Source organism: Arthrobacter sp. H14, from assembly GCF_000520495.1.
Classification (GTDB): Bacteria; Actinomycetota; Actinomycetes; order Actinomycetales; family Micrococcaceae; genus Arthrobacter_C.
In genome coordinates, this window is the sequence record NZ_KI914621.1 from 56501 (window position 1) to 80817 (window position 24317).

Below are 24317 nucleotides of genomic sequence, written 5' to 3' on the forward strand. Positions count from 1 at the left end.
CAGCCGATTAAAAAATGTCGGTGCGCGGTGCCAAACTGGAATCATGACTGAACCAGCATTGGCCGAGAGCACAGCACAATATGGCCGGATGTACCGCCGCTCGTTGACGGAACCCGTCTCGGTACCGTCCATTACGACTGTGATTTCCCAGCAGCCGCATGGTCTCGACGGCTGGTTTGGGCACATGGCCGCCACCAGCCTTGCCAATGATGCCCGGTTGCCCGGTGCTTTGGGCAACCCGGCCGAGATGCGCACGCTGCTGCGGGATGCTTGCCAGGCCTCGGAACTGTTCCGGGATTCGGCGGCCCTAAGAGGCGACAGGGTGCACACATACTGCGAGCAGGTGGCCCTTCGGGCAATGGGGCGTGACCACCGGATGGCCGAAGCCCGTGATGAGCTTGCCCGGAACGGCGAGGAAAAGTTCGCGGCCAGGTTCGATGAATGGTGGGAGCACTACCAGGTTGAACCGATTGCCGCGGAAATTACGGTGTGGAACCACAGCGTTGGCTACGCCGGAACTCTCGACCTGGTCGCCCGCGTGGGAGGCCGCGTCTGCCTCATTGATTACAAGACCAAAGGCACCGACCGTGACGGCCTGGTCAAGTCAATGGATGACAAGGTGGTTATGCAGCTGGTCGCTGGAATGAAAGCCGAAGAATCACTGGTCGACGCCGCCCAGGGGCAGTGGGAGCCGTGGCAATACGGAGAAAGCCCGCTGCTGCTGGGCGTGGCCGTTGGCGAGACCGAAGTCCGTCCCATGCGGGCCAACCCAGAGGTGCTGAAGTATCACTGGTATAAGTTCTGTGCACTGCGCCGGGTATGGGAAACGGCAGCCCACAGCGCCGAGGCCGGACGCGCCCTGCTGCCGATCGGCCCGCCACCTTCCCGAAGGTCCGACGCTGATGCGGTCCCGGCTTCCACTGGTACTGCCCCATAACGAGCTGTCACTAAACTTGGTTATGCTGGCCGCAGTGCCAGCCGCCCTTTATCTGCCTGCCCCAGCGCGGAAAGCGAGAAAAGTCCGATGGCAATCCTGAGCATTCGCCTCATTGGAGACCCGGTGCTCCGGACCCAGTCCGAGCCGGTGATGGATTTCGGAGCCGGGCTCCGGAAGCTCATAGCCGCCATGGAAGAGACCATGCACGACGTCGATGGTGCTGGCTTGGCGGCTCCACAAGTGGGCGTGAATCTGCGCATCTTTACATACTCTGCAGGTGGAGAAAGCGGCCATGTTGTGAATCCTGTCCTTGAAATCGGAGACCAGGACCAGGAAGGTTCGGAAGGATGTTTGTCGGTTCCAGGCCTGGGGTTTCCCACACCGCGCAAGGAATGGGCACGGGTCACCGGGCAAAACCAGGATGGAGAACCGGTGACGATCGAAGGCATGGGCGTGCTGGCGCGTGCCCTTCAACATGAGACTGATCACCTGAACGGGATTCTCTACATAAACCGGCTCATCGGCGACGAGCGCAGGGAAGCCATGCGTGCCATCCGCGACCGTGGATATGAAGGCCTGTCGGCGTCCACGCGCCAGCAACGGGAACGGAACGTCGGAAGCAGTTTCCGGGTGAATTCATGAGGCTCATCTTTGCGGGCACGCCCGCCGTGGCGGTGCCGTCTTTGGATGCAGTCGTCGCCGCCGGACATGAAGTTGTGGCGGTCCTGACCCGTCCGGATGCCCCGGTCGGACGCCGCCGGGTACTGACACCTTCACCTGTTGCCCAGCGTGCCGGCGAACTGGATATTGAGATTGTCCACGCCTCCAAAATCAATGCGGAGATTACAGACAAGCTGGCTTCCTATGACGCAGAGACAGCAGCGATCGTCGCCTATGGGGCACTGATTCCAGCGGCCGCACTGGCCATACCAACCCATGGTTGGATCAACCTGCATTTTTCGCTGCTCCCGGCCTGGCGCGGCGCCGCGCCCGTTCAGCATGCCATTATCCATGGAGACGAAATCACGGGAGCCTCGACATTCCGGTTGGAAACCGGGCTGGACACTGGCCCTGTTTTCGGCCGGCTGACCGAGGAGATACGGCCCGGCGATACATCCGGAATTTTGCTGGAACGGCTGTCGCACAGTGGGGCGGTGCTCCTGCAACAGACACTTTCCGCGCTGGAGTCTGGAACTGCGGCGCCCGTTCCTCAGTCGGGAGAAGTGTCGATGGCGCCAAAGCTTACGATTGAGGATGCGCGGATCGACTGGAAGCAGCCTGCATTGGCTGTCGACCGGAGAATCAGGGGCGTATCACCCGAACCAGGTGCCTGGACGACCCTCGACGGCCAACGGTTCAAATTGGGGCCTGTGTCGCTTGAGCCCGGTGTCGACAGCCCCGGCCCCGGCCGGATCCGTTTGGCGGCCGACAAGAAAAGCGTTGTGGCCGGTACAGGCTCGCATAATGTACGGCTGCATACTGTGCAGCCGGCAGGCAGGAAATCCATGGCCGCTGCCGACTGGATGCGGGGAATGGATCACCAGGAAGATGTGGTGTTTGTATGAGCCCGAGAGATGAAGAGCGGGGCCCCCGTCGCCATGGCGTCGATGGTGGAAAGCCGCAACGGCGGAATGCCAAGGGCAGAGAGCGGAACAGGCCGGCTGCCTCAAGCCATACGCAATCGGCGCCGTCGCAACGGACGAGGAAGGCCGATCCCGCACGGCTTGCGGCATTCGAAGTTCTTCGCGCCGTTGCGGAGGAAGACGCTTATGCAAATCTTGTTCTCCCCACCCGCATCCGGGAGAACCGTCTGGACAAGCGCGGAGCCGGTTTTGCCACCGAACTCGCCTATGGCGCGCTTCGTGGTCAGGGCACATATGACGCCATCCTCGCCGAATGCGTTGACAGGCCGTTGGTGAAGCTGGATCCCGCCATCCTTGACGCCTTGCGGATCGGCGCACATCAACTGCTGGCCATGCGGGTGCCTCCGCATGCCGCCCTGGACCAAACAGTGGGCCTGGCCAGAGCCGTCATAGGTGCCGGGCCGGCCACGCTCATCAATGCCGTTTTACGGCGGGTTACTGCCAAGGACCTCCCCGGCTGGCTGGATCAGATCACGTCAGCAGTAGCGGATCCGACCAAGTCATCGGCCCTGCGGCACAGTCATCCGGAATGGGTGGTGCGTGCGCTGCGGCAGTCATTGGTGGTGCACGGGCGTGATGCAGCGGAGATCGAGCAGCTCCTCGCCGCCAACAATGCAGCGCCCGTGGTTAATCTTGTCGCGCTGCCCGGGATCGGCGATCTTACCGAAGCACTGGAGGCGGGCGGCCGCCCCGGCACGCTCGTCGAGGGCTCGGCCCTGTACTCCGAGGGAGATGTGGGGCGCCTGTCCAGCGTCCGTGACGGCACTACCCGCGTCCAGGATGCCGGGTCCCAGCTTGTGGCCAGGGCACTGACCGTGGCCTCGACGGCGCAGTCCGGTGATCCCCGGGCAGATGGGAGCCAAGCGGGCAACGGCGATGGGCCCAACGCGGGCGACGACAATTCCGGCAGGACCGGCGAAAGATGGCTGGATCTATGTGCCGGACCGGGTGGCAAAGCGGCGCTGCTGGCGTCCCTGGCGGCACAGCGGGGTGCAACACTGCTGGCAAATGAACCCGCGCCGCACCGGGCGAAACTCGTCCGCCAGGCCTTGTCGCCGATTCCGGCGGCCACCTGGGACGTCCGCGTGGAGGACGGCCGGAGCATAGGCGAGGAGTTTCCGGAATATTTCGATCGTATCCTGGTGGACGCTCCGTGCACCGGGCTGGGGGCACTGCGCCGCCGGCCCGAAGCCCGGTGGCGCCGTAAGCCCTCGGACCTGGCGGATCTGGGTCCGCTCCAGCGGGGCCTTCTGCAGGCAGCCCTCGATGCCGCCCGCCGGGGCGGAATTGTCGCTTACGCGACCTGTTCCCCGCACCCGGCTGAAACCACCGCCGTCGTCACCGACGTTCTGAACAAACGGGACGACGCCGAACTCATTGACGCGGGCACGACGCTGGACAAGGCAAGCCTGTCGGGAGAGCTCAATGCCGGAGCCGGCATGACCGCACAACTGTGGCCGCACATTCACCAGACCGACGCTATGTTCCTGGCGCTGATCCGGAAAACCTAGTTAAAGAGCCGGTAAGACCGCCAAGAGAGGGCAGTATGCGCACCTGTTGCATCAATCCAAGTATTCTTTCCGCTGATTTCGTCAATCTCGAGGCGGAGCTGGCGCGGGTCAGCGCAGCGGACGCTGTGCATGTTGACGTGATGGACAACCACTTTGTCCCCAACCTGACCATAGGTCTTCCGGTGGTGGAGAGGATCCAGCAGGTTTCCTCACGCCCGCTGGATGCGCATTTGATGATTTCAGAAGTTGACCGGTGGGCTCCGTCCTTCGCCGAGGCCGGACTCGAATCGGTGACCTTTCACCTTGAGGCGTCCGCCGCTCCAGTGAAGCTGGCCAGGGAGTTGCGGGCGCGGGGGAGCAAGGCAGGGATGGCGTTGCGGCCGGCGACTCCGGTCGAGTCATGCCTGGATATGCTTCCCGAATTGGATCTGTTACTCCTTATGACTGTCGAGCCCGGCTTCGGCGGTCAGGAGTTCCTGGACATCATGTTGCCCAAAATCCGGAAGGCCAGGGCGGCTGTGGATGGTGCAGGAGTCGACGTCGCCATCCAGGTGGATGGCGGTATCAACGGGGAAACCATCGGCAGAGCGGCGGAGGCGGGTGCGAACATTTTCGTGGCCGGTTCGGCAGTTTACGGCGCCGAAGACCCGAACACCGCCGTCGAACAGCTCCGCGAAGCGGCCCAACGGGCGCACAACGGCCCTGATATGGAATAATCAAATTCGTACACGTGCTCCGGGGTCGGTGTAAGTCCGAACCGGCGGTTATAGTCCGCGACCCGTTTGATGTCCGATGCCAGTTTTCCCACCGGGAAGCAGCGGAGACAGAGAGCGGTTGAACTGGTGAAATTCCGGTACCGACAGTTAAAGTCTGGATGGGAGAAGCACGTACAGCGTTGCCCGCAACGCGTAGGTCCCTGTCGGGGCTTCCGCACTGCAGTGCCGCAACAGCTGTCGTGACCCCGGAGCCGCCGAAGCGGACGAGGGGAAGGAACGCCAGATGTCGGAGTGTCGACGGCGGCCCGATGAGGCCATGTCCTCCGGACGGACCATGGCATGAAACTCCAAGGCGTGGAAACATACCAGAGCCGGAGTTTCAGCGACCCGGAGCGCCAGGCCATGACGGTTGCCCTGGAGCTCGCTTCCCGTGGAGTCCGGGGCGCAAATCCGCTCGTTGGAGCAGTCATTCTGGACTCTGCAGGCACGGTGCTCGGGACCGGATACCACAGGGGTGCAGGCACTCCTCATGCTGAACGGGACGCCATTGCCGACGCCGGGAAACGTGGCAGCAAAATCGAGGGTGCGACGATGGTCGTCACGCTTGAGCCCTGTAACCATACCGGACGGACTTTGCCGTGCACGGAAGCCGTAATCGAGGCCGGGATCGCCCGGATTATCTATGCCGTTCATGACATCAGCCACACTGCCTCGGGTGGGTCGGAGACTCTGCGGAACGCCGGAATCGAAGTTGAGTCCGGCCTGCTGGAGGACGAAGCGGCCAGCCTGAACCGGAGGTGGTTCGACGCCGTTGCCACCGCCAGACCATTCACTACGTTGCGGATGGCACAAACCCTGGATGCGCAGATCGCCGCATCGGATGGCACCAGCCAATGGATATCCGGCGCGGAATCACGCCGCGACAGCCACCAGTTACGGGCACGGGTCGATGCGATCCTGGTTGGCACCGGAACAGTGCTCGCGGACGACCCCAGACTGACCGCTAGGGACCAGGATGGAGCGCTGGCGGCTTCCCAGCCGCTGCGCGTGGTGATGGGGCATCGGGATGTTCCGGCTGGCGCAGCTGTCCGCGATGAGGGCGGTGGCGGATTTGTGCACTACAACAGCCATGACCCGCGCCTCGTTGGGATCGAGCTTCATGCGCGCGGCGTGCGCCACCTGATGATCGAGGGCGGATCGAAGGTCTCCAGCGCGTTCCTGGCGGAGGGGCTGGTCGACGAAATCATTGTTTACCTTGCGCCGACGTTTCTCGGCCGGGGAATTCCTGCCCTGGAGGATCTCGGCATCACCTCATTGAGCCAGGCGCAGCATTGGGAATGGGACCCCGTCGGGCGTGGATGTGCGGTACCACTGGGCCGCGATCTGCGGCTGCAGCTGGAACCGGCAAAGCAGTAGAGCGGATAGAGAGAAATCATGTTTACCGGAATTATCGCAGAGCAGGGCAGGGTCGTTGAGGTCAATGTTGATCCGGCCAAGGACAGCGCAGTGCTGGTGCTGCAGGCCCCGCAGAGCAGTAAGGACCTCAGCATTGGTGGCTCCATCGCGGTCAATGGAGTCTGCCTTACTGCAACGGGAATCGAAGCAGGAATGCTGTACGTGGATGTCATGGGGGAAACTCTCAAGCGCTCCACGACGGGTGGTTTGAAGCCCGGCGACAGCGTAAATCTCGAGCGCTGCGTGCAGGCCGGAGAGCGGCTTGATGGCCACGTCGTCCAGGGGCACGTTGATGGTGTCGGGACACTGATCGAGCGGGAACGGCAGGCGCAGTGGGAACGTCTGCGTTTTGCCGTACCGCAGAATCTCGCCAAGTACATTGCGGAAAAAGGTTCCATTGCTGTCGATGGAGTCTCACTGACAGTTACCGCCGTCAGCGATGCGGCTGAAGGAACTCCATGGTTCGAGGTCGGGCTCATTCCAACCACCCTGACCGAGACGGGACTCGGAGCCAAAGAAGAAGGATCACCGGTCAATATTGAAGTTGACGTCCTGGCCAAGTACACCGAACGGTTGCTGGCCTTCGACGGGAGAAGGCAGCAATCATGAACATCACAGAAGCCCGCAATAGGCCCGGTCTCGACTCCATCGAGGATGCCATTGCCGCCATTGCCGCCGGCAGGCCGGTGCTGGTGGTCGATAACGAGGACCGAGAGAACGAGGGCGACATCATTTTTGCGGCGCAGTTCGCAACCCGGGAATTGATGGGCTGGACCATCCGGCACAGCTCCGGCGTCGTCTGCGTACCGATGACCGGAGAGCGGGCGGAACTGCTGCAGCTGCCAGCCATGGTTGAGGTGAACCAGGATGCCAAGGGCACCGCATACACGGTTTCCTGTGATGCGGCTGCCGGAGTGACCACCGGAATCAGCGCCGGCGACCGTGCCCGCACCGCGGCCGTGCTCGCATCGGCGTCGTCGAGTGCCGCAGACCTGCACCGGCCAGGGCATATTTTCCCCCTTCGTGCGGTTGAAGGTGGTGTGCTTACACGTCCCGGACACACTGAAGCGGCGGTGGATCTTTGCCGTCTGGCAGGATGCCAGCCGGTTGGTGTGATTGCGGAAGTTGTGCACGATGATGGTGAGATGATGCGGCTGGAAGGTCTGCGCCGGTTCGGACGGGAGCAGGACTGCCTGCTGATTTCGATCGAGGACCTCGCCGCTTTCCGGCGCCGGTCCGAAAGCGGCCGTTTTGGAACACCCGTTGCCGCAGGGGAAAGGAACAATCATGACTGAATCCAGGACTTTGGATCCGGTGGCGGCACTTCCTCCCGTCAGCGGTGGGCCGGAAGTCGAACTGCCGACGGCGTTCGGCAGTTTCCGTGCCCGTGCCTGGACGGACAACGGTAGCGGGATCGAGCATTTGAGTGTATCGGCCGAAGGCAAAAGCGATGACGCTCCATTGGTCCGGCTGCACTCGGAATGCCTCACCGGAGACGTGATGGGATCGTACCGTTGTGACTGCGGTGAGCAGTTGGACATGGCACTGAAGCTGATCCAGGAACAGGGTGGAACACTGATTTACCTGCGTGGCCATGAGGGCCGCGGCATTGGCCTGGCGAACAAGCTTCGGGCCTACGCGCTGCAGGAGGCAGGTGCGGACACCGTCGAGGCCAACGAGCAGCTCGGACTTCCGGTGGATGCCAGGAACTATCAGGCCGCCGCGCATATCCTTGCCGAACTTGGTCACTTCCACATCCGTTTGCTCAGCAACAATCCGGACAAGCTTTCCCGGCTGCTGGAGTATGGAATCGCAGTGCAGGAGATGGTGCCCACACAGGTGCCGGCCCGGGTCCAGAATGAACGGTATCTACTGACCAAACGGGACCGGATGAACCACAAACTGTCGCTGTTGACCGAACTGGACGACGAGCTCAGCGCCGAACTTGAAGCGGCCGCCGGGGCGGACTACGACACCGAACTGCCAGACCGTCCCGAAAACGGCGCGGAAACAACCAAGGGAGCACTATGAGCGGCCACGGGGCCCCGGCCATTGACCTGAAGAACGACGACGGCGCATCCCGGCTGAAGCTGGCCATCGTTGCCTCCAGCTGGCACACCACCATCATGGACGGGCTGCTGGACGGCGCCCGGCGTGCCGCGGAAGAAGCGGGGGTCAGCGAGCCGACTGTCCTGCGGGTGCCGGGGAGCTTTGAACTTCCGGTCGCGGCCGCACGGCTGGCACCGCACTTCGACGCCGTCGTCGCCCTCGGCGTCGTTATCCGCGGTGGAACGCCTCACTTCGAGTATGTCTGCCAGGCCGCCACCGATGGACTGACCGACGTCACTGTCCGGACCGGGACACCGGTCGGCTTCGGCGTGCTGACCTGCGACGACGAACAGCAGGGCATTGACAGGGCCGGTCTGCCCGGGTCGAAAGAAGACAAGGGCCATGAAGCAACGACGGCGGCACTTGCGGCCGCGTTGACGATGGCGCCGTGGGAAATGTCATAACCGGTAGCGCAAATCCGCCCGGGAGGAAGGCACCCGGTACGCTGGAAGATGTGAAAAACTTCGAGACGCTCTTCGCCGAACTCAGCGAAAAAGCCGGAAGCCGTCCGGACGGTTCGCGCACCGTCGCTGAACTCGATTCAGGGGTGCACGGCATCGGCAAGAAAGTCGTCGAGGAGGCCGCCGAGGTCTGGATGGCCGCGGAGTACGAGTCGGACGAGGCCGCGGCGGAGGAAATTTCCCAGCTGCTGTATCACCTGCAGGTATTAATGATCTCCAAAGGTCTCACGCTCGAGGACGTCTATAAGCATCTGTAGGGAGCGGACGCGCCAGGCGATCCGTTCCCGCTGCCGACGATTCCGACGGACCATCGACTGAAAGATTTCACTATGCTGCGAGTAGCTGTTCCCAACAAGGGATCCCTGTCCGAAGCCGCCTCCGCTCTACTGTCCGAATCCGGGTACCGCCAACGGCGCGACAGCCGTGAGCTCGTGCTCGTGGACCCGGAAAACGACATTGAATTCTTCTTCCTCCGCCCCCGGGATATTGCGGTGTACGTCGGTGGCGGAACCCTCGACGTCGGAATCACCGGCCGCGACCTCCTGCTCGACGCCGAAGTGAATGCCGTGGAGCTCATGAACCTGGGCTTCGCGGGCTCGACCTTCCGGTTTGCCGGTCCAGTGGGCGAGTTCAGCGACCTGTCCCAGCTGAACGGCCGCCGCATCGCCACCAGTTACGACGGATTGCTCCGCCGGTACCTCGCCGACCGGGACATCGACGCTTCCGTCGTCCGGTTGGATGGAGCGGTCGAATCGGCCGTCCGGCTTGGTGTGGCGGATGCCGTGGCCGACGTCGTCTCCACTGGAACCACCTTGCGGGCGTCCGGGCTGGAGACGTTCGGCGACCCCATTCTGTACTCCGAGGCCGTGTTGATTGGACGTTCCGAATCGGAACAGCCTGCCGGTCTGGACGTGCTGCAGCGCCGGATCCAGGGCGTGCTGGTGGCACAGCAATACGTGATGATGGACTACGACGTGCATGTTGACCTGGCCGACGCCGCCTGCAACATGACCCCCGGTCTGGAATCGCCGACGGTGTCGCCGCTGCGCGACCGCCAGTGGGTTGCGGTGCGTTCCATGGTGCGCAGGCAGGACACGAATAAGATCATGGATGACCTGTATGAACTCGGCGCGCGGGCCATTCTGGTCAGCAGTATCCACGCCTGCCGTATCTAGGAAGGCAGCGACGTGAGCGTAGCCATTAGAGTCATTCCCTGCCTGGACGTTGATGCCGGACGGGTGGTCAAGGGCATCAATTTCGCCGGACTGCGGGATGCGGGCGATCCGGTGGAGCTGGCGCACCGTTATGATTCGGCCGGTGCCGACGAGCTGACATTCCTGGACGTCACGGCTTCGTCCAGCGACCGGGAAACGACCTTCGACATGGTGGCCCGTACAGCGGAAGAGGTCTTCATCCCCCTGACTGTTGGCGGAGGCGTGCGGGGTGTAGCCGAAGTCGACCGGCTGCTCCGTTGCGGTGCGGACAAGGCGTCCATCAACACAGCGGCCGTTAACCGTCCCGAGGTGATCGACGAAATCACCTCGCACTTCGGCGCGCAGGTGCTGGTCCTGTCGCTGGACGCCCGCCGGGCGCCGGGGATGACGCCGTCGGGCTTCGAGGTCACCACGCACGGCGGACGCAGGGGCACCGGGATAGACGCGGTTGCTTGGGCACACGAAGCCGCAGAACGCGGCGTCGGCGAAATACTCCTGAATTCGATTGATGCAGATGGAACCAAGGACGGCTTCGACCTTGAGATGATCCGGGCGGTCCGCGCGGCGGTCAGAGTCCCATTGATCGCTTCGGGCGGGGCAGGGGAGCCAGCGCACTTTCCGCCGGCGGTCCAGGCCGGCGCGGACGCGGTGCTGGCAGCATCGATTTTCCACTTCGGACCGGTCAGCGCCCTCGCGGAAGTGAAAAAGGCGATTGCCGAGGCTGGATACCCGGTCCGCTAATGACCGATTTCGGCGCTGTCCAGCAGCGCCACCGCGTCCGGCTCACCTTCGACGGTGACCAACGCGTGCTTCGTCCGTCCGTGGGCGTGCATCAGCAATTCGCCAGGTTCACCCACGATGGCCACCGAGACGGGTGCCCGCTTGGCCACATGCCTGGGACCGGAAGGACGGACCAGGATAATGCCGAGATCCACGCCGCGGTAGAGGATGGCGGCCCGCTTGACGAGTTCGTCCCATAATGCCGACGAATATTCCTCGTCCAGTGCCCGCGGAGCCCAGCGTTTCGTTGCGCGCCGGACGTCCTCGGTGTGGACGAAATATTCGATCAAGTTCACGTTCTTGTCTACGATCGGCAGCTTCATCGGCGATAGGGCGGAAGGGCCGGATCGGAACTTCTCCACCAGCTTCGTATATTCGGCACGGATGCTGGACGCCTCAGCCAGCTTCCGCGTTGCCTTGTCACTGACTTTGGACAGCGGCTTTGCGACCAAACCCAATGCGACGGCGGCACGGTGTTCGCGGAGATAGAGATGCGCCGCCAGATGCTGCGTCTGCCAACCTTCACAGAGCGTGGCCGAACCCGGTCCGGCCGCCAGCAGTGTTTCGGCCAGGACTTCCCGGGACGGTTCAACGAAGTGCATCACTGCTGAAACTAGCATGCAATCGCTCCAATTGCCCGAAATGAACCAGAGACTTGCTCCGGATCGGCTCTGCACGGACTGGGTGAGTGACTTCCGGCCGCAGAAATGGAACACCAGGCTGCTGGCACTAGAATCGAAGGGATGTCTGATTCCCCACCGCCCCTTGCCTCCAAGCACCCACTGATTGATGCGGACGGCCGGCTGGCTTTTGAACTGAAAAAGGACGCTTCCGGACTAGTGGCAGCAGTCATTCAACAATTCGATACCGGCGACGTATTGATGCTTGGATGGATGGACGAGGAAGCCCTGCGCCGCACGCTCACCAGCGGCAGAGTCACTTTTTACTCCCGCTCCCGGCAAGAGTACTGGCGCAAAGGCGACACCTCCGGCCATGTTCAGTGGGTGAAATCCGCCGCACTGGATTGCGACGGCGACGCTCTGTTGATCCGCGTCGACCAGGTCGGTGCCGCCTGCCACACCGGCACACGGACATGTTTTGACGGACGGGACCTTCGCGCCGCCGTCGGACCGATCGAAGGAACGGACTAAATGCACGATCTGGGAGTCATCAGCCCGACCCTGGAGGAATTCCGGGAGCTGGCCAGCGAGCACAGGGTTATCCCCGTCACCATGAAGGTCCTCGCTGATGCCCACACACCGATCGGTTTGTACCGGAAGCTGGCGCAGGGCCAGCCCGGAACATTCCTGATGGAGTCGGCGGCCAGCGGCGGCGTCTGGTCCCGCTATTCCTTCATCGGCGCTGACTCACGCGCCACCCTGACCACCAAGGATGGCCAGGCGCATTGGCTCGGAGAACCTCCGGTGGGGGTTCCGCTCGAGGGCAATCCGGTGGACGCGGTACGGGACACCATCAAAGCCTTGCAGACAGAACGGTTTGCAGGATTGCCACCCTTCACTTCCGGCCTGGTCGGTTTCCTCGGCTGGGAAGTCGTCCGGCATTGGGAACGGCTGACGAGTCCGCCGGAGGACGATCTGAACCTTCCGGAGATGGCCATGTGCCTGGTCACGGATATGGCCGTTCACGACAATACCGATGGATCTGTCCTGCTGATCGCCAATGCCATCAACTATGACGACACCTCCCAGCGCGTCGACGAAGCCTGGCACGACGCCGCCGGCCGGCTGAATTCCATGCTGGACAGGATGACCACCGGCGACGGCGAGCGGGTGTCCGTGATGACTCCCGGTCCGCAGGACAGCAGTGAGCTGATGCCGCTGGTGCAGGAGCGGTGGCAGGAGGAGCGCTACCTCGCGGCGATTGAACGCGGCAAGGAAGCCATTGTCGACGGCGACGTCTTCCAGGTTGTGATCTCCAGGCGGTTCGAACTCGAATGCCGTTCCTCGCCGCTGGACGTGTACCGGGTGCTTCGGCAGACCAACCCCAGTCCCTATATGTACATCTTCTCGCTGCAGGACGCTGACGGCCGCCGGTATTCCGTGGTCGGATCCTCCCCGGAAGCGCTGGTGACCGTCACCGGGGAAGAGGTCATTACGCATCCAATTGCCGGTTCACGTCCGCGCGGGAAGACCATCGAGGCGGACCGGGAACTGGCCGAGGACCTGCTTGCCGACGAAAAGGAACGGGCCGAGCATCTGATGCTGGTCGACCTTGCCCGCAACGACATCTCGCGGGTCTGCAAACCGGGCTCCGTCGATGTCAGTCAGTTCATGGAGATTGAACGCTTCAGCCACATCATGCACCTGGTCTCGACCGTCGTCGGGAAGCTCTCCTCCACGGCAACCGCCTACGATGTGCTCGCGGCGACGTTCCCCGCAGGAACGCTTTCCGGCGCGCCGAAACCACGTGCCCTGCAACTGATCGACGAGCTCGAACCCCACCGCCGCGGCGTCTATGGCGGGGTTGTGGGCTACCTTGATTTCGCCGGCGATATGGATATGGCCATCGCCATCCGCTCGCTCCTGCTGCGCGAAGGCCGGGCCTACGTGCAGGCCGGCGGGGGCATCGTCGCAGATTCCGTGTTGGCGGACGAGGCAACGGAATCGGTCAACAAGGCCGCTGCTCCCTTGCGTGCTGCCTGGTTGTCGGAACGGCTTGAGCCGGTGCAGAGGAACGACGCCGGAACATCCCCAAGAGCCGTGGGTGGACAGGAGCAACAAGGATGAGCGCCGCCAACGCCCCGGCATGGAGCCGCAAGGGTCGAGTTGTCCTGTTGACAATAGTCAGTGCGGCCATCGTCTTTGCTTCGACAACGCAGACCTGGCTGAGGGTGGATCTGCCTGAACAAGCGGTGCCGACGCCTGATCTCACCATCGCCGGCAGCGAGGCGGCCACGGCCGTGACGGCGCTCGCATTGGTTTCCTTGGCCGGAGCCCTGGCCTCAACGATCGCCGGCCGGATAGCGCGTCTGGCTATCGCGGTGATCATCCTCGCGGCCGCGGCCGGAATCATCGCCTCGGCACTCAGCGTGGTGGCGAATCCGAGGGCCTCGTCCGAAGGGCAGGTCGCAGACGCGATCGGCATTATCGGCAGCTCCGCCCAAACATCCGTCACCGTTTTCCCGGCGATTGCGGTCGCTGGAGGCGTGCTGCTGGCTATCAGCGCCGTCGTGATCGTACTTGCCGGTCGTTACTGGGGCCGCAGCAAGCGCTTTGACACTGACGCTTCGTCCTCCGCAGGGGCAAGTAGCGCAGCGGCTGGCATGTCTGCACAAGGTCCGCCGGCCGCTGCAGGCGGTTCCACAGTGAAGACGGATGCGGAGAAGCGGCATGAACGGGATGGCTTCGCGCCGGTTTCAGACCCGGCGCGGCCCGGGGAGCCGGGCACCCCAAACGAAGCGGACGAAGAGCCCGCGGACGAGATTGAGAGTTGGGACCAGCTAAGCCGTGGCAAGGACCCAACGGGATAAAAGCTCATAAACTCCACAGCGCCGGTAACAGGGCAGTCAACCGCTGCAAGTAATGGCAGAATGGACGAAGGCACAAATACGTTAGGGAGATTCACCATGGGCGCCAACGCCACCGTCAACACTTCTGAATCAGCTGAAGCCCGCGCCGCCGCCGAGGCGGAGCGCCACGCGGAACCCGTCGGTCACGGCAATAGTCCTGCCGCCTGGACGCTGGTGGCCATTGTGCTGTTCGGGTCGGCTATTTCCTGCGTGGCCTTTGCCCTCGCAAGTGCGCTGTGGTTCTGGATCGGCGTCGTCGTGATGGGCATCGGGCTGCTCGTTGGATTGATCATGCGCAAGGTCGGCTACGGCGTCGGCGGTCATAAACTCAAGAACAACGGACACTGAGCGTGAGCGTTCTCGACGACATCATTGTTGGGGTCAAAGAGGACCTGCAGGACCGTAAATCGGCTGTCAGCACGTTGCAGCTGCGGGATATGGCCGCCGCAACGGCCCCCGCACTGGACGCTTTTGCAGCCCTCGGAGGCAACGACGCGCCCCGGGCACACCTGCGGGTAATTGCCGAAGTTAAGCGCAAGAGCCCCTCCAAAGGCGATTTGGCCCATATCGCGGATCCGTCGGTGCTGGCGCGCAGCTACGCAGACGGCGGAGCGGCCGTCATCAGTGTGCTCACCGAACAGCGCCGGTTCGGCGGTTCGCTGCAGGACCTGGATGTTGTCCGATCCAGTGTGCAGGTGCCGCTGTTGCGTAAAGACTTCACCGTCGATGCCTACCAGGTGCTGGAAGCCCGCGCCCATGGGGCGGACTTGATCCTGTTGATCGTTGCGGCCTTGTCCGACGCGCAGTTGACGGAACTGATGGGATTGAGCCATGAACTCGGCATGAACGTGCTGGTTGAGGTTCACACGGTTGAGGAAGTTGAACGTGCCGTTGCCGCCAACGCCCGTATTATCGGCGTCAACGTCCGCAACCTGAAAACCCTCGACATCGACCGGTCGGTCTTCGCTTCCCTGGCCGAAACCATCCCCGCCGGTTCGCTGATCGTTGCCGAATCGGGGGTCCGGGATGTGGCCGACGTCGAACATTTCGCGTCGCTTGGAGCCAACGCGATTTTGGTCGGCGAGGCACTGGTCCGGAACAACAATCCCCAAGAGGCCATCGAGACATTCAGCCGCGCCGGCGCCGCAGTTATCGCCAACCGATAGCAGCGCCGCCGCAAGAAGCCCGTCGGGTGCAGCCGCCGCAGCGGTGCAGTGCCCGCCTTTCGAAACCTAGAAGGTGCATCAATGACTGACAAACCGCAGCCACCGCAGCGGACGGCGGAGACCGCCACCGATCCGGAAAGGACCAGGAAAGTTGCCGCAGCCGGTGACAGCACGGCGGCCGGGACCGACGACAGCCAGACGCAAGGCACCGGGGCGGAAGGGGCGGAAGCGTTCCTTGAAGGCCGGGAGTCGCTGCGGGGAGCCACAGGTCCCTACTTCGGCGCTTATGGCGGGCGTTGGATGCCTGAATCACTGATTGCCGCCCTCGACGAGCTCGAGGACACTTTCGAGAAAGCGTGTGCAGACCCGGACTTCGTCGCCGAGGTCGCGGATTTGAACCGCAATTACTCTGGACGGCCGTCCCTGCTGACCGAAGCGAAGCGATTCAGCGAACACGCCTGCGGCGCCCGCATCTTCCTTAAGCGTGAGGACCTGAACCATACGGGGTCGCACAAGATCAACAACGTGCTGGGGCAGGCACTGCTGGCCAAGCGGATGGGCAAGACCCGGCTGATTGCCGAAACCGGTGCCGGTCAGCATGGCGTGGCCAGCGCGACGGCGGCCGCCCTGATGGGAATGGAATGCGTCGTCTACATGGGGGCGGAGGACACCCGCCGCCAGGCGCTGAACGTTGCCCGGATGGAACTGCTCGGAGCCAAAGTCATTCCGGTCGCGCATGGCTCACAGACACTGAAAGATGCCATTAACGAAGCGCTGCGCGACTGGGTCGCCAACGTGGACCATACCCACTATCTGCTTGGCACCGCTGCCGGAGCACATCCGTTTCCAGCGATGGTCCGGTTCTTCCACGAGGTCATCGGCGACGAAGCACGCGGGCAGATCCTGGAACAGACCGGTGCCCTGCCGGATGCAGTCTGCGCCTGTATCGGCGGCGGCTCCAACGCCATCGGGATATTCCATGCCTTCCTCGACGACAAGGACGTCGAAATCTTCGGGTTCGAGGCCGGCGGCGACGGTGTCGAAACCGGACGCCACGCTGCCAGCATTACCCTGGGCCGCCCCGGCGTCCTTCACGGTGCCCGCTCTTACCTAATGCAGGATGAAGACGGCCAGACCGTTGAATCGCACTCCATCTCCGCCGGATTGGACTACCCCGGGGTGGGTCCGGAACATTCCTACCTCGCCGATATCGGCAGGGTCACGTATGAACCCATTACCGACGCCGAAGCGATGGATTCCTTCCAGCTGCTGTGCCGTACGGAAGGGATTATCCCGGCGATCGAGTCGGCGCACGCCCTCGCTGGTGCACTGAAAGTTGCCCGGCGCTGGGACGAGGCCGGCCACACCGGTGCCGGACGTCCCGTCAATGAAGCAATCATCATCGTCAACCTCTCCGGCCGGGGTGATAAGGACGTCGCCACGGCCGCGGAATGGTTTGACCTCCTGGAGACTGAAAAAGTGGATTCCAAAACCGTGACCGAAGGGGAAGACAAATGAGCGGCGCCGTCGACAGCGGGCAGACCAGCAAATCTGCAGCGGCCATCGACCGCGCACGTAACGCCGGACGGTCGGCCCTGATCGGATATCTGCCCGCAGGTTATCCGGACGTCGCCAGGTCAATTGATGCCGCCGTCGCCCTTGCCGACAACGGCGTGGACCTGATCGAGATCGGCGTTCCGTATTCGGATCCGGTAATGGACGGTCCGGTTATCCAGGACGCCACAGTGGAGGCACTCGCCAACGGGTTCAGGGTAAGCCAGCTCTTCGACGTCGTCGCAGGAATTACCGCACGGACGGATGTTCCGGTCGTCGTCATGACGTACTGGAACCCGGTGATGCGCCTCGGAGTGGACGAATTCGCCCGCAGGCTGGCAGAGGCCGGGGGAGCGGGCCTGATCACGCCCGACCTTATTCCCGACGAAGCCGCCGAATGGATGGAGGTCTCGGACAAGTACGGCCTGGACCGGATCTTCCTGGTCGCGCCTTCCTCCTCACCGGAGCGGCTGCACCGCACGGTCGAAGCCAGCCGCGGCTTTGTCTACGCGGTTTCCATTATGGGAGTGACCGGCGCACGCAGCAAGGTCAGCAGCGCCGCCCATAAGGTCGTTGACGACACGCATGCGGCAGGAGCCAAGCGGGTCTGTGTCGGCCTTGGTGTTTCCACCGCCGAACATGTCCGTGAAATCGCCGCCTATGCCGACGGCGTCATCGTGGGAACCGCCTTGGTGGCGGCCCTGCGCGACGGCGGGGTCGGCGCCGTCGGACAGCTTGCCAAAGAACTGAGCGCTGGACTGGCATAATGCAAGCTGGACAAGCACGTCCTTAACCCGGATCACCATATCCGCCAGCAATTGCGATACCCGCACCACAGGAAGCTAACTAATGCGAACTGCCGTTGACGCGGTCACCCAACTGCCCATGAGCATCCCCAGTCCCGACTGGAGTGGCTTCAACATTGGGCCGTTGACCATACATGCGTACGCATTGTGCATCCTGGCCGGTATCGCGGCGGCCCTTTGGCTGACGTCCGTGCGGTGGCAGCGCCGCGGCGGCCCCGAAGACGCCATCTGGGATATCGCTATCTGGGCCGTGCCGTTCGGCATTATCGGTGGGCGGCTGTACCACGTGTTCTCCTCGCCCGACGCGTACTTCGGTGAGGACGGCAACCTGTGGCTGATCCCGCAGATCTGGCTCGGCGGGCTGGGAATCTGGGGCGCCGTCGTACTGGGCGTTGTGGGTGCCTGGATTGGCTGCCGGCGGTCCGGAGTCAAACTGACGGCCTTCATGGATGCCGCTGCGCCCGGTTTGCTGCTGGCGCAGGCCATCGGCAGGTGGGGCAACTGGTTCAATCAGGAGCTCTATGGTGGACCCACCACACTGCCGTGGGGACTGGAGATCGACGCCGACAACCCCGACTTCCCCGCCGGGTTGCCCGCCGATACGCTGTTCCACCCCACGTTTCTCTACGAATCGCTGTGGAACCTGGCGGGCGTGGCACTGCTGCTCCTGCTCGACCGGCGTTTCAAGTTCCGCCTCGGGCGCCTGTTCTGGCTGTACGCCGCTTATTACACCCTCGGCCGGGTTTGGATTGAAGCAATGAGGATTGACGACGCCGAACTCATCTTCGGCGTCCGGCTCAACGTGTGGACAAGCATCATTGTCTTCGTCGTGGCCGTCATCGTCTTCATAGTGCTCGGACGGCGGATGAAGGACAGCGGTGTGTCACATTCCGTGTACCTGCCCGGACGCGAGCCTAAACCCGAAACGGACGAATCTGGAGCAGAAACATCGGAACCTGAAGGTACGGTGGATGCCGGCTCCGGGGACAAGGACGCGGCCGACGCGCACGCCGCCACGGATGCATCCGACAAGAGCCCGCAAGGCAGTAATGTCGATGATGAAGGCAGCACCGAACATGACGGACATGCTAAAGTCTCTGATACCCGAAGTGATGCACAAGACACTTCAACGCTCGATCACCCTAACGAGCGGAATTCATAGGCCCGCCACTACCACCTGGCAGGACTCGACCACGTAGACGTGGTAAATGGCAAGGCTCTCCGCCGTGGCCCGGGAATGACCCGCCCGTCGCGGAAGCGTAACTAAAATGTTGCCCGGTTTCCGGAACTATCAGGGCCGACTTGCCATAGTATTTCAGTACAAATCACGCATGTCTGTATCGAACAGACGTGTGTGGGGCCAAAGTTGTCCCCTCCACCAGCTCCATCTGAAGGGGGAAGGACACCAGTCATGACTTCTGTACCGTTCAACGCCAATTCGTCGGCCGCACCATCGCCGTTCGGGCGCTTCGCAGCCATTCCCGAATCCACCGGCCTGTACTCTCCAGAGAACGAAAAAGACGCCTGTGGGCTTGCCGTCATTGCCACGCTCCGTGGAGAGCCTGGCCATGACATCGTTGATGCCGCCCTGACCGCCTTGCGCAATCTGGAACACCGCGGTGCGGTGGGAGCCGATGAGGGAACCGGTGACGGTGCAGGACTTTTGACTCAGGTCCCGGACGAGTTCTTCCGCGCGGTGGCAGGTTTCGAGCTCCCGCCGGCCGGCCGGTACGCCGTCGGCACGGCCTTCCTCCCGACTGAGCGCACCGAAGGTGAAACGGCCAAGGAAGGTGTCGAAGCCCTGGCCATGGAAGAGGATCTGGTTGTGCTCGGATGGCGCAAGGTGCCGGTCGTCGCCGACCTCGTTGGCGCCATGGCGCGCGCCTGTATGCCCAACTTCGTACAGGTCTTCCTCGCCCCGGCACCAGGTGCAGCAGAAGGGAATCTGGATGCAAAGGCCTTCCGGGTCCGCAAACGCGCGCAGAACAAGTACGGCGTCTACTTCCCATCGCTGTCCTCCAAGACGATCGTATACAAGGGAATGCTGACCACGGCCCAGCTGGAGCCGTTCTACCCGGACCTCTCGGACCCGCGGTTCAAGACCAAGCTCGGGATCGTCCATTCGCGCTTCTCGACCAACACCTTCCCGTCGTGGCCGCTGGCCCAGCCATTCCGCACCATTGCCCACAACGGAGAAATCAACACCGTCAAGGGCAACCGGAACTGGATGCGCGCCCGGCAGTCCCAGCTGGCGAGTCCGCTGCTCGGAGACATACCCGAAGAGTTGTACCCCATCTGTACTCCCGGGGCCTCCGACTCGGCATCCTTCGACGAGGTGGCCGAGCTATTGACGCTCTCCGGCCGGCCGATCACGCACGCCATCATGATGATGATTCCGGAGGCATGGGAAAACCACGCGACGATGGACCCAGCGCGGCGTGCGTTCTACCAGTACCACTCGATGCTGATGGAGCCGTGGGACGGCCCTGCCGCGGTCTCCTTTACGGACGGAAAGCTTGTCGGCGCCACCCTGGACCGCAATGGGCTGAGGCCCGGGCGTTACTGGGTTACAGAGGACGGCCTGGTCATTTTCGCCTCGGAAGTTGGAGTCCTCAATGTCGACCCCGCGAGAGTGGTGAAGAAGGGCAGGGTTTCCCCCGGCAAGATGATCCTCGTCGATACCGATGCCGGACGCATCATCGACGACCAGGAAGTCAAAACCGAGGTCGCCGCCGCAAACCCCTGGGCACAGTGGGTGAAGGAAAATATGGTCAGCCTCGGCGACCTGCCCGAGCGCGAACACGTGGTGCACACCGCCGCCTCGATCAACCGCCGGCAGCGGACGTTTGGCTACACCCAGGAGGAACTGCGTATCCTGCTCGGACCCATGGCGAAGACGGGCGCGGAGCCGCTGGGGGCGATGGGCTCCGACACCCCGGTGGCGGTGCTGTCAAAGCGCCCACGGCTGCTGTTCGACTACTTCGTGCAGTCCTTTGCGCAGGTCACCAATCCGCCGCTGGATTCCATCCGCGAGGAACTCGTCACATCGATGCACACGGCCATCGGGCCGGACGGAAACCTGCTTAGCCAGGGACAGGTGCACGCCAAACAGGTGGAACTCACGTTCCCCGTCATCAATAACGACGAGCTTGCCAAAATCGCCAATCTTGAAACCGACGATGGCGGCAGGGCAGCCATGCGCATCCGTGGCCTCTACCGGCCAGAAGGCGGTGCGGCTTCGCTGCGCGCCAGATTGGCGGAAATCTGCGAGACGGTCTCCGCGGCGATGAACCGTGGCGTGCAGCACGTAGTGATCTCGGACCGTGAATCCAACGCCCAGTGGGCTCCCATCCCGTCCCTGTTGCTGCTGTCCGCGGTGCATCATCACCTGCTGCGCAGCGCCAACCGGACCAAAACTTCGCTCGTCGTTGAGGCCGGCGACGTCCGCGAGGTGCACCATGTGGCTGCCCTGATCGGCTACGGCGCGTCCGCCGTCAACCCGTACCTGGCGATGGAAAGCTGCGAGGAACTGGTCCGCAACGGCGAAGTCGAAGGCGTAACTGAGTCCCAGGCTGTCGAGAACCTGATCAAGGGACTCGGCAAGGGGGTGCAGAAAATCATGTCCAAGATGGGTATCTCCACCGTCGCCTCCTACTGCGGCGCGCAGACCTTCGAGGCGCTGGGCTTGTCCCAGGAGGTAGTGGATGAATTCTTCGCCGGCACCGTTTCCCAGCTCGGTGGAGTGGGTCTGGAAGTCATCGCCGCCGAGACCGCTGCCCGCCATGCCACTGCCTACCCGGACGACGGCGTGGAACAGGCCCACCGGGCGCTCGAAAACGGTGGCGAGTACCAATGGCGCCGTGAAGGACCGCCGCACTTGTTCAATCCGGAAACGGTGTTCCGCCTCCAGCACGCCACCCGTGAGCGCCGGTACGACATTTTTAAGGCCTACACCCGGGGCGTCGATGACCAGTCCAAGGACTTGATGACCCTTCGCGGTCTGCTGAAGTTCAATGCGGGCGACCGCCAACCAGTGCCGTTGGAGGAAGTCGAACCGGTGTCGGAGGTCGTCAAGCGCTTTTCCACCGGTGCGATGAGCTACGGATCGATCTCCCAGGAAGCCCACGAAACTCTGGCGATTGCCATGAACCGGCTCGGCGCAAAATCCAATACCGGTGAAGGCGGCGAGGACGTGGACCGGCTGCTGGATCCGGAGCGCCGATCGGCGATCAAGCAGGTCGCCTCCGGCCGGTTCGGTGTGACCAGCCTGTACCTGACCAACGCCGATGACCTCCAGATCAAGATGGCACAGGGGGCAAAGCCCGGCGAGGGCGGCCAGCTGATGAGCCAGAAGGTCTACCCGTGGGTGGCAACAACCCGTCATTCCACCCCCGGAGTGGCACTGATTTCGCCCCCGCCACACCACGACATTTACTCCATCGAGGATCTGGCGCAGCTGATCTACGATCTCAAGCGGTCCAACCCCTCGGCGCGCGTCCATGTGAAGCTGGTCTCCGAAGTGGGGATCGGCACCGTGGCGGCCGGCGTGACCAAGGCAAAGGCCGACGTCGTACTGGTTTCCGGGCACGACGGCGGGACCGGAGCCAGCCCGCTGAACTCGCTGAAACACGCCGGTGCTCCCTGGGAACTGGGTCTGGCCGAAACGCAACAGACGCTGATGCTCAACGGGCTGCGCGACCGGGTGGTTGTCCAGGTCGACGGGCAGCTGAAAACCGGCCGCGACGTCGTGATCGCAGCCTTGCTGGGCGGCGAAGAATTCGGCTTTGCCACCGCGCCCCTGGTGGTTTCGGGTTGCATCATGATGCGCGTCTGCCACCTCGACACCTGCCCGGTGGGTGTAGCTACGCAAAACCCACTGCTGCGCCAACGGTTCAGCGGCAAGCCGGAATTCGTGATTAACTTCTTCGAGTTCCTGGCCGAGGAGGTCCGCGAAATCCTCGCCGAACTGGGATTCCGGAGCCTGGAAGAGGCCATCGGCCGAGTCGAATGTCTCGACACCAAGGAAGCGAAGGACCATTGGAAGGCCGATGGACTCGACCTTGACCCGATCCTGCACGGAATGGAGTTCGACGACGACGCCCCGCGCCGGAATCTGGTGCGCCAGGATCACAACCTGGACAAGCACTTTGACCAGCAGCTGATCACGCTCAGTGCCGAGGCCCTGACCGACCGGGCACCGGTGAAGATTTCCCTCGACATCCTCAATACCGACCGGTCGGTGGGAACCATGCTGGGGCACGAGGTGACCAAGCGCTTCGGTATTTCGGAGCTGGCGCCTGGAACCATCGATGTCACGCTTACCGGACAGGCCGGCCAATCACTCGGTGCGTTCCTGCCGGCCGGCATCACGCTGCGGCTGTTCGGAGACTCCAACGACTATGTAGGCAAGGGACTGTCCGGTGGTCGCATCACCGTCCAGCCGGACCGCCGCAATCCCTTCCCCGCAGACCGGAATGTGATCGCCGGAAATGTCATCGGCTACGGCGCGACGAGCGGGGAGATGTTCCTGCGTGGACAAGTAGGCGAACGGTTCCTGGTCCGGAATTCCGGTGCGACGGCGGTGGCTGAAGGTATCGGCGACCACGGTTGTGAGTACATGACCGGCGGTCAGGCACTGATTCTGGGCAGGACCGGACGCAACTTCGGCGCCGGTATGTCCGGCGGCACAGCATTTGTGCTGGACCTTGAAACCACCCGGCTGAACAAACAAAGCTTCGACGCCGGCGAGTTGCTGCTGCTCGAGCCTGACGCAGAGGACGTGGACATCGTGCACCAGTTGCTGGTCGAGCATGTCGAAGAGACCGGATCCACTTCGGGAAGCCAAGACCGGATCCACTTCGGGAAGCCATCTGCTTTCGGACTTTGAATCAACCATCGGCAGGATCACCAAGGTGCTGCCACGCAATTTTGCCGCTGTTCTGCAGACCCGCGCGGAGGCCATCGAAGAGGGGCTGGACCCCGACGGCGATGAAGTGTGGAACCGGATTCTGGAGGTAACCGGTGGCTGATCCACGGGGTTTCATGAAAGTAACCGAGCGCGAAACGCAGCCACGCCGGCCCGTTCCCGTGCGGATCATGGACTGGAAAGAAGTCCACGAAGCACAGGAAAGCGGAACCCTGCGGCGCCAAGCCGGCCGTTGCATGGACTGCGGAATTCCGTTCTGCCACCAGGGATGCCCGCTGGGCAATCTCATTCCTGAGTGGAATGACCTGGTCCGCAGGGGCAAGGGCGAAGAGGCGATCGAGCGCCTGCACGCCACGAACAATTTTCCCGAATTCACCGGCCGGCTGTGCCCCGCTCCCTGCGAGTCCTCCTGTGTGCTGGGCATTAACCAGCCTGCGGTCACGATCAAGCAGGTCGAAGTCTCGATTATTGATGACGCGTTCGAGAACGGCTGGGTGGATACCCACGAGC

At 63.0% G+C, this 24317-nt stretch carries 22 protein-coding genes, 2 pseudogenes and 1 riboswitch; of the genes and pseudogenes, 23 read left to right on the forward strand and 1 reads right to left on the reverse strand.

Features of this window, described 5'->3' with window-relative positions:
- Positions 1–43: 43 nt before the first annotated feature.
- From Y707_RS0102570 to hisF, 13 genes are all read left to right on the forward strand, one after another.
- Positions 44–937 carry a hypothetical protein gene (locus tag Y707_RS0102570; RefSeq protein ID WP_026533916.1) on the forward strand — a complete coding sequence of 298 codons (894 nt, stop codon included), beginning with the start codon at positions 44–46 and terminating at the stop codon, positions 935–937.
- 87 nt (positions 938–1024) lie between these two features.
- Entirely contained in the window at positions 1025–1579 is a 555-nt protein-coding gene (gene def / locus Y707_RS0102575; RefSeq protein WP_026533917.1) for a peptide deformylase, read from the forward strand.
- On the forward strand, positions 1576–2502 hold the full coding sequence (fmt, locus tag Y707_RS0102580; protein WP_026533918.1) for a methionyl-tRNA formyltransferase: 927 nt from the start codon (positions 1576–1578) through the stop codon (positions 2500–2502). Before def ends, fmt begins: the two co-directional genes overlap by 4 nt.
- Positions 2499–4091, forward strand: a complete 1593-nt coding sequence (locus tag Y707_RS0102585) for an RsmB/NOP family class I SAM-dependent RNA methyltransferase (protein ID WP_051441573.1) — start codon at positions 2499–2501, stop codon at positions 4089–4091. Before fmt ends, Y707_RS0102585 begins: the two co-directional genes overlap by 4 nt.
- Positions 4092–4126: 35 nt before the next feature.
- A complete protein-coding gene (rpe, locus tag Y707_RS0102590; protein ID WP_026533920.1) occupies positions 4127–4807 on the forward strand; it encodes a ribulose-phosphate 3-epimerase in 681 nt (226 codons plus the stop codon).
- A gap of 10 nt (positions 4808–4817) precedes the next feature.
- Positions 4818–4982, forward strand: a riboswitch (FMN riboswitch).
- A 164-nt stretch (positions 4983–5146) separates the two neighbouring features.
- Positions 5147–6223 (forward strand): bifunctional diaminohydroxyphosphoribosylaminopyrimidine deaminase/5-amino-6-(5-phosphoribosylamino)uracil reductase RibD, encoded by a 1077-nt coding sequence (ribD, locus tag Y707_RS22930; protein ID WP_051441574.1) that lies wholly within the window; start codon positions 5147–5149, stop codon positions 6221–6223.
- Positions 6224–6241: 18 nt separating this feature from the next.
- Complete coding sequence (locus tag Y707_RS0102600; protein ID WP_026533921.1) at positions 6242–6871, forward strand: riboflavin synthase; 630 nt, start codon at positions 6242–6244, stop codon at positions 6869–6871.
- On the forward strand, positions 6868–7557 hold the full coding sequence (ribB, locus tag Y707_RS0102605; protein WP_026533922.1) for a 3,4-dihydroxy-2-butanone-4-phosphate synthase: 690 nt from the start codon (positions 6868–6870) through the stop codon (positions 7555–7557). The genes Y707_RS0102600 and ribB overlap by 4 nt, the downstream gene beginning before the upstream one ends.
- A complete protein-coding gene (ribA, locus tag Y707_RS22935; protein ID WP_081744565.1) occupies positions 7550–8293 on the forward strand; it encodes a GTP cyclohydrolase II in 744 nt (247 codons plus the stop codon). Before ribB ends, ribA begins: the two co-directional genes overlap by 8 nt.
- Entirely contained in the window at positions 8290–8775 is a 486-nt protein-coding gene (gene ribH / locus Y707_RS0102615) for a 6,7-dimethyl-8-ribityllumazine synthase (RefSeq protein WP_026533923.1), read from the forward strand. The genes ribA and ribH overlap by 4 nt, the downstream gene beginning before the upstream one ends.
- Positions 8776–8825: 50 nt before the next feature.
- The gene (locus Y707_RS0102620) at positions 8826–9089 is read left to right on the forward strand and encodes a phosphoribosyl-ATP diphosphatase (RefSeq protein ID WP_026533924.1); all 264 of its coding nucleotides are present in this window, start codon (positions 8826–8828) and stop codon (positions 9087–9089) included.
- 72 nt (positions 9090–9161) lie between these two features.
- Entirely contained in the window at positions 9162–10007 is an 846-nt protein-coding gene (hisG, locus tag Y707_RS0102625; RefSeq protein ID WP_026533925.1) for an ATP phosphoribosyltransferase, read from the forward strand.
- 12 nt (positions 10008–10019) lie between these two features.
- The gene (gene hisF, locus Y707_RS0102630) at positions 10020–10787 is read left to right on the forward strand and encodes an imidazole glycerol phosphate synthase subunit HisF (protein WP_026533926.1); all 768 of its coding nucleotides are present in this window, start codon (positions 10020–10022) and stop codon (positions 10785–10787) included.
- Here the strand turns inward: hisF and Y707_RS0102635 are convergent.
- A complete protein-coding gene (locus Y707_RS0102635) occupies positions 10784–11428 on the reverse strand; it encodes a TIGR03085 family metal-binding protein (protein ID WP_026533927.1) in 645 nt (214 codons plus the stop codon). The genes hisF and Y707_RS0102635 overlap by 4 nt on opposite strands.
- Positions 11429–11569: 141 nt before the next feature.
- Between Y707_RS0102635 and hisI the strand changes: the two genes are divergently transcribed.
- The 10 genes and pseudogenes from hisI to gltD all read left to right on the forward strand — a co-directional run.
- Positions 11570–11977, forward strand: coding sequence for a phosphoribosyl-AMP cyclohydrolase (gene hisI, locus Y707_RS22940; RefSeq protein WP_035780030.1), 408 nt, complete (start codon positions 11570–11572; stop codon positions 11975–11977).
- Complete coding sequence (locus tag Y707_RS0102645; protein ID WP_026533928.1) at positions 11978–13573, forward strand: anthranilate synthase component I; 1596 nt, start codon at positions 11978–11980, stop codon at positions 13571–13573. It begins immediately after the preceding gene.
- A complete protein-coding gene (locus Y707_RS22945; RefSeq protein ID WP_051441575.1) occupies positions 13570–14316 on the forward strand; it encodes a Trp biosynthesis-associated membrane protein in 747 nt (248 codons plus the stop codon). Before Y707_RS0102645 ends, Y707_RS22945 begins: the two co-directional genes overlap by 4 nt.
- A gap of 96 nt (positions 14317–14412) precedes the next feature.
- Complete coding sequence (locus tag Y707_RS0102655; RefSeq protein WP_026533929.1) at positions 14413–14703, forward strand: HGxxPAAW family protein; 291 nt, start codon at positions 14413–14415, stop codon at positions 14701–14703.
- 2 nt (positions 14704–14705) lie between these two features.
- Positions 14706–15521, forward strand: a complete 816-nt coding sequence (gene trpC, locus Y707_RS0102660) for an indole-3-glycerol phosphate synthase TrpC (RefSeq protein WP_026533930.1) — start codon at positions 14706–14708, stop codon at positions 15519–15521.
- A gap of 81 nt (positions 15522–15602) precedes the next feature.
- The gene (gene trpB / locus Y707_RS22950) at positions 15603–17039 is read left to right on the forward strand and encodes a tryptophan synthase subunit beta (RefSeq protein ID WP_081744566.1); all 1437 of its coding nucleotides are present in this window, start codon (positions 15603–15605) and stop codon (positions 17037–17039) included.
- Positions 17036–17842, forward strand: coding sequence for a tryptophan synthase subunit alpha (gene trpA, locus Y707_RS0102670; protein WP_026533931.1), 807 nt, complete (start codon positions 17036–17038; stop codon positions 17840–17842). The genes trpB and trpA overlap by 4 nt, the downstream gene beginning before the upstream one ends.
- An 82-nt stretch (positions 17843–17924) precedes the next feature.
- Positions 17925–19043 carry a prolipoprotein diacylglyceryl transferase gene (gene lgt / locus Y707_RS22955; protein ID WP_081744567.1) on the forward strand — a complete coding sequence of 373 codons (1119 nt, stop codon included), beginning with the start codon at positions 17925–17927 and terminating at the stop codon, positions 19041–19043.
- A 249-nt stretch (positions 19044–19292) separates the two neighbouring features.
- A pseudogene (gene gltB, locus Y707_RS22960) lies at positions 19293–23910 on the forward strand (glutamate synthase large subunit).
- Positions 23903–24317 (forward strand): annotated as a pseudogene (gltD, locus tag Y707_RS32545) (glutamate synthase); the annotation flags it as partial. The pseudogenes gltB and gltD, both read left to right, overlap by 8 nt.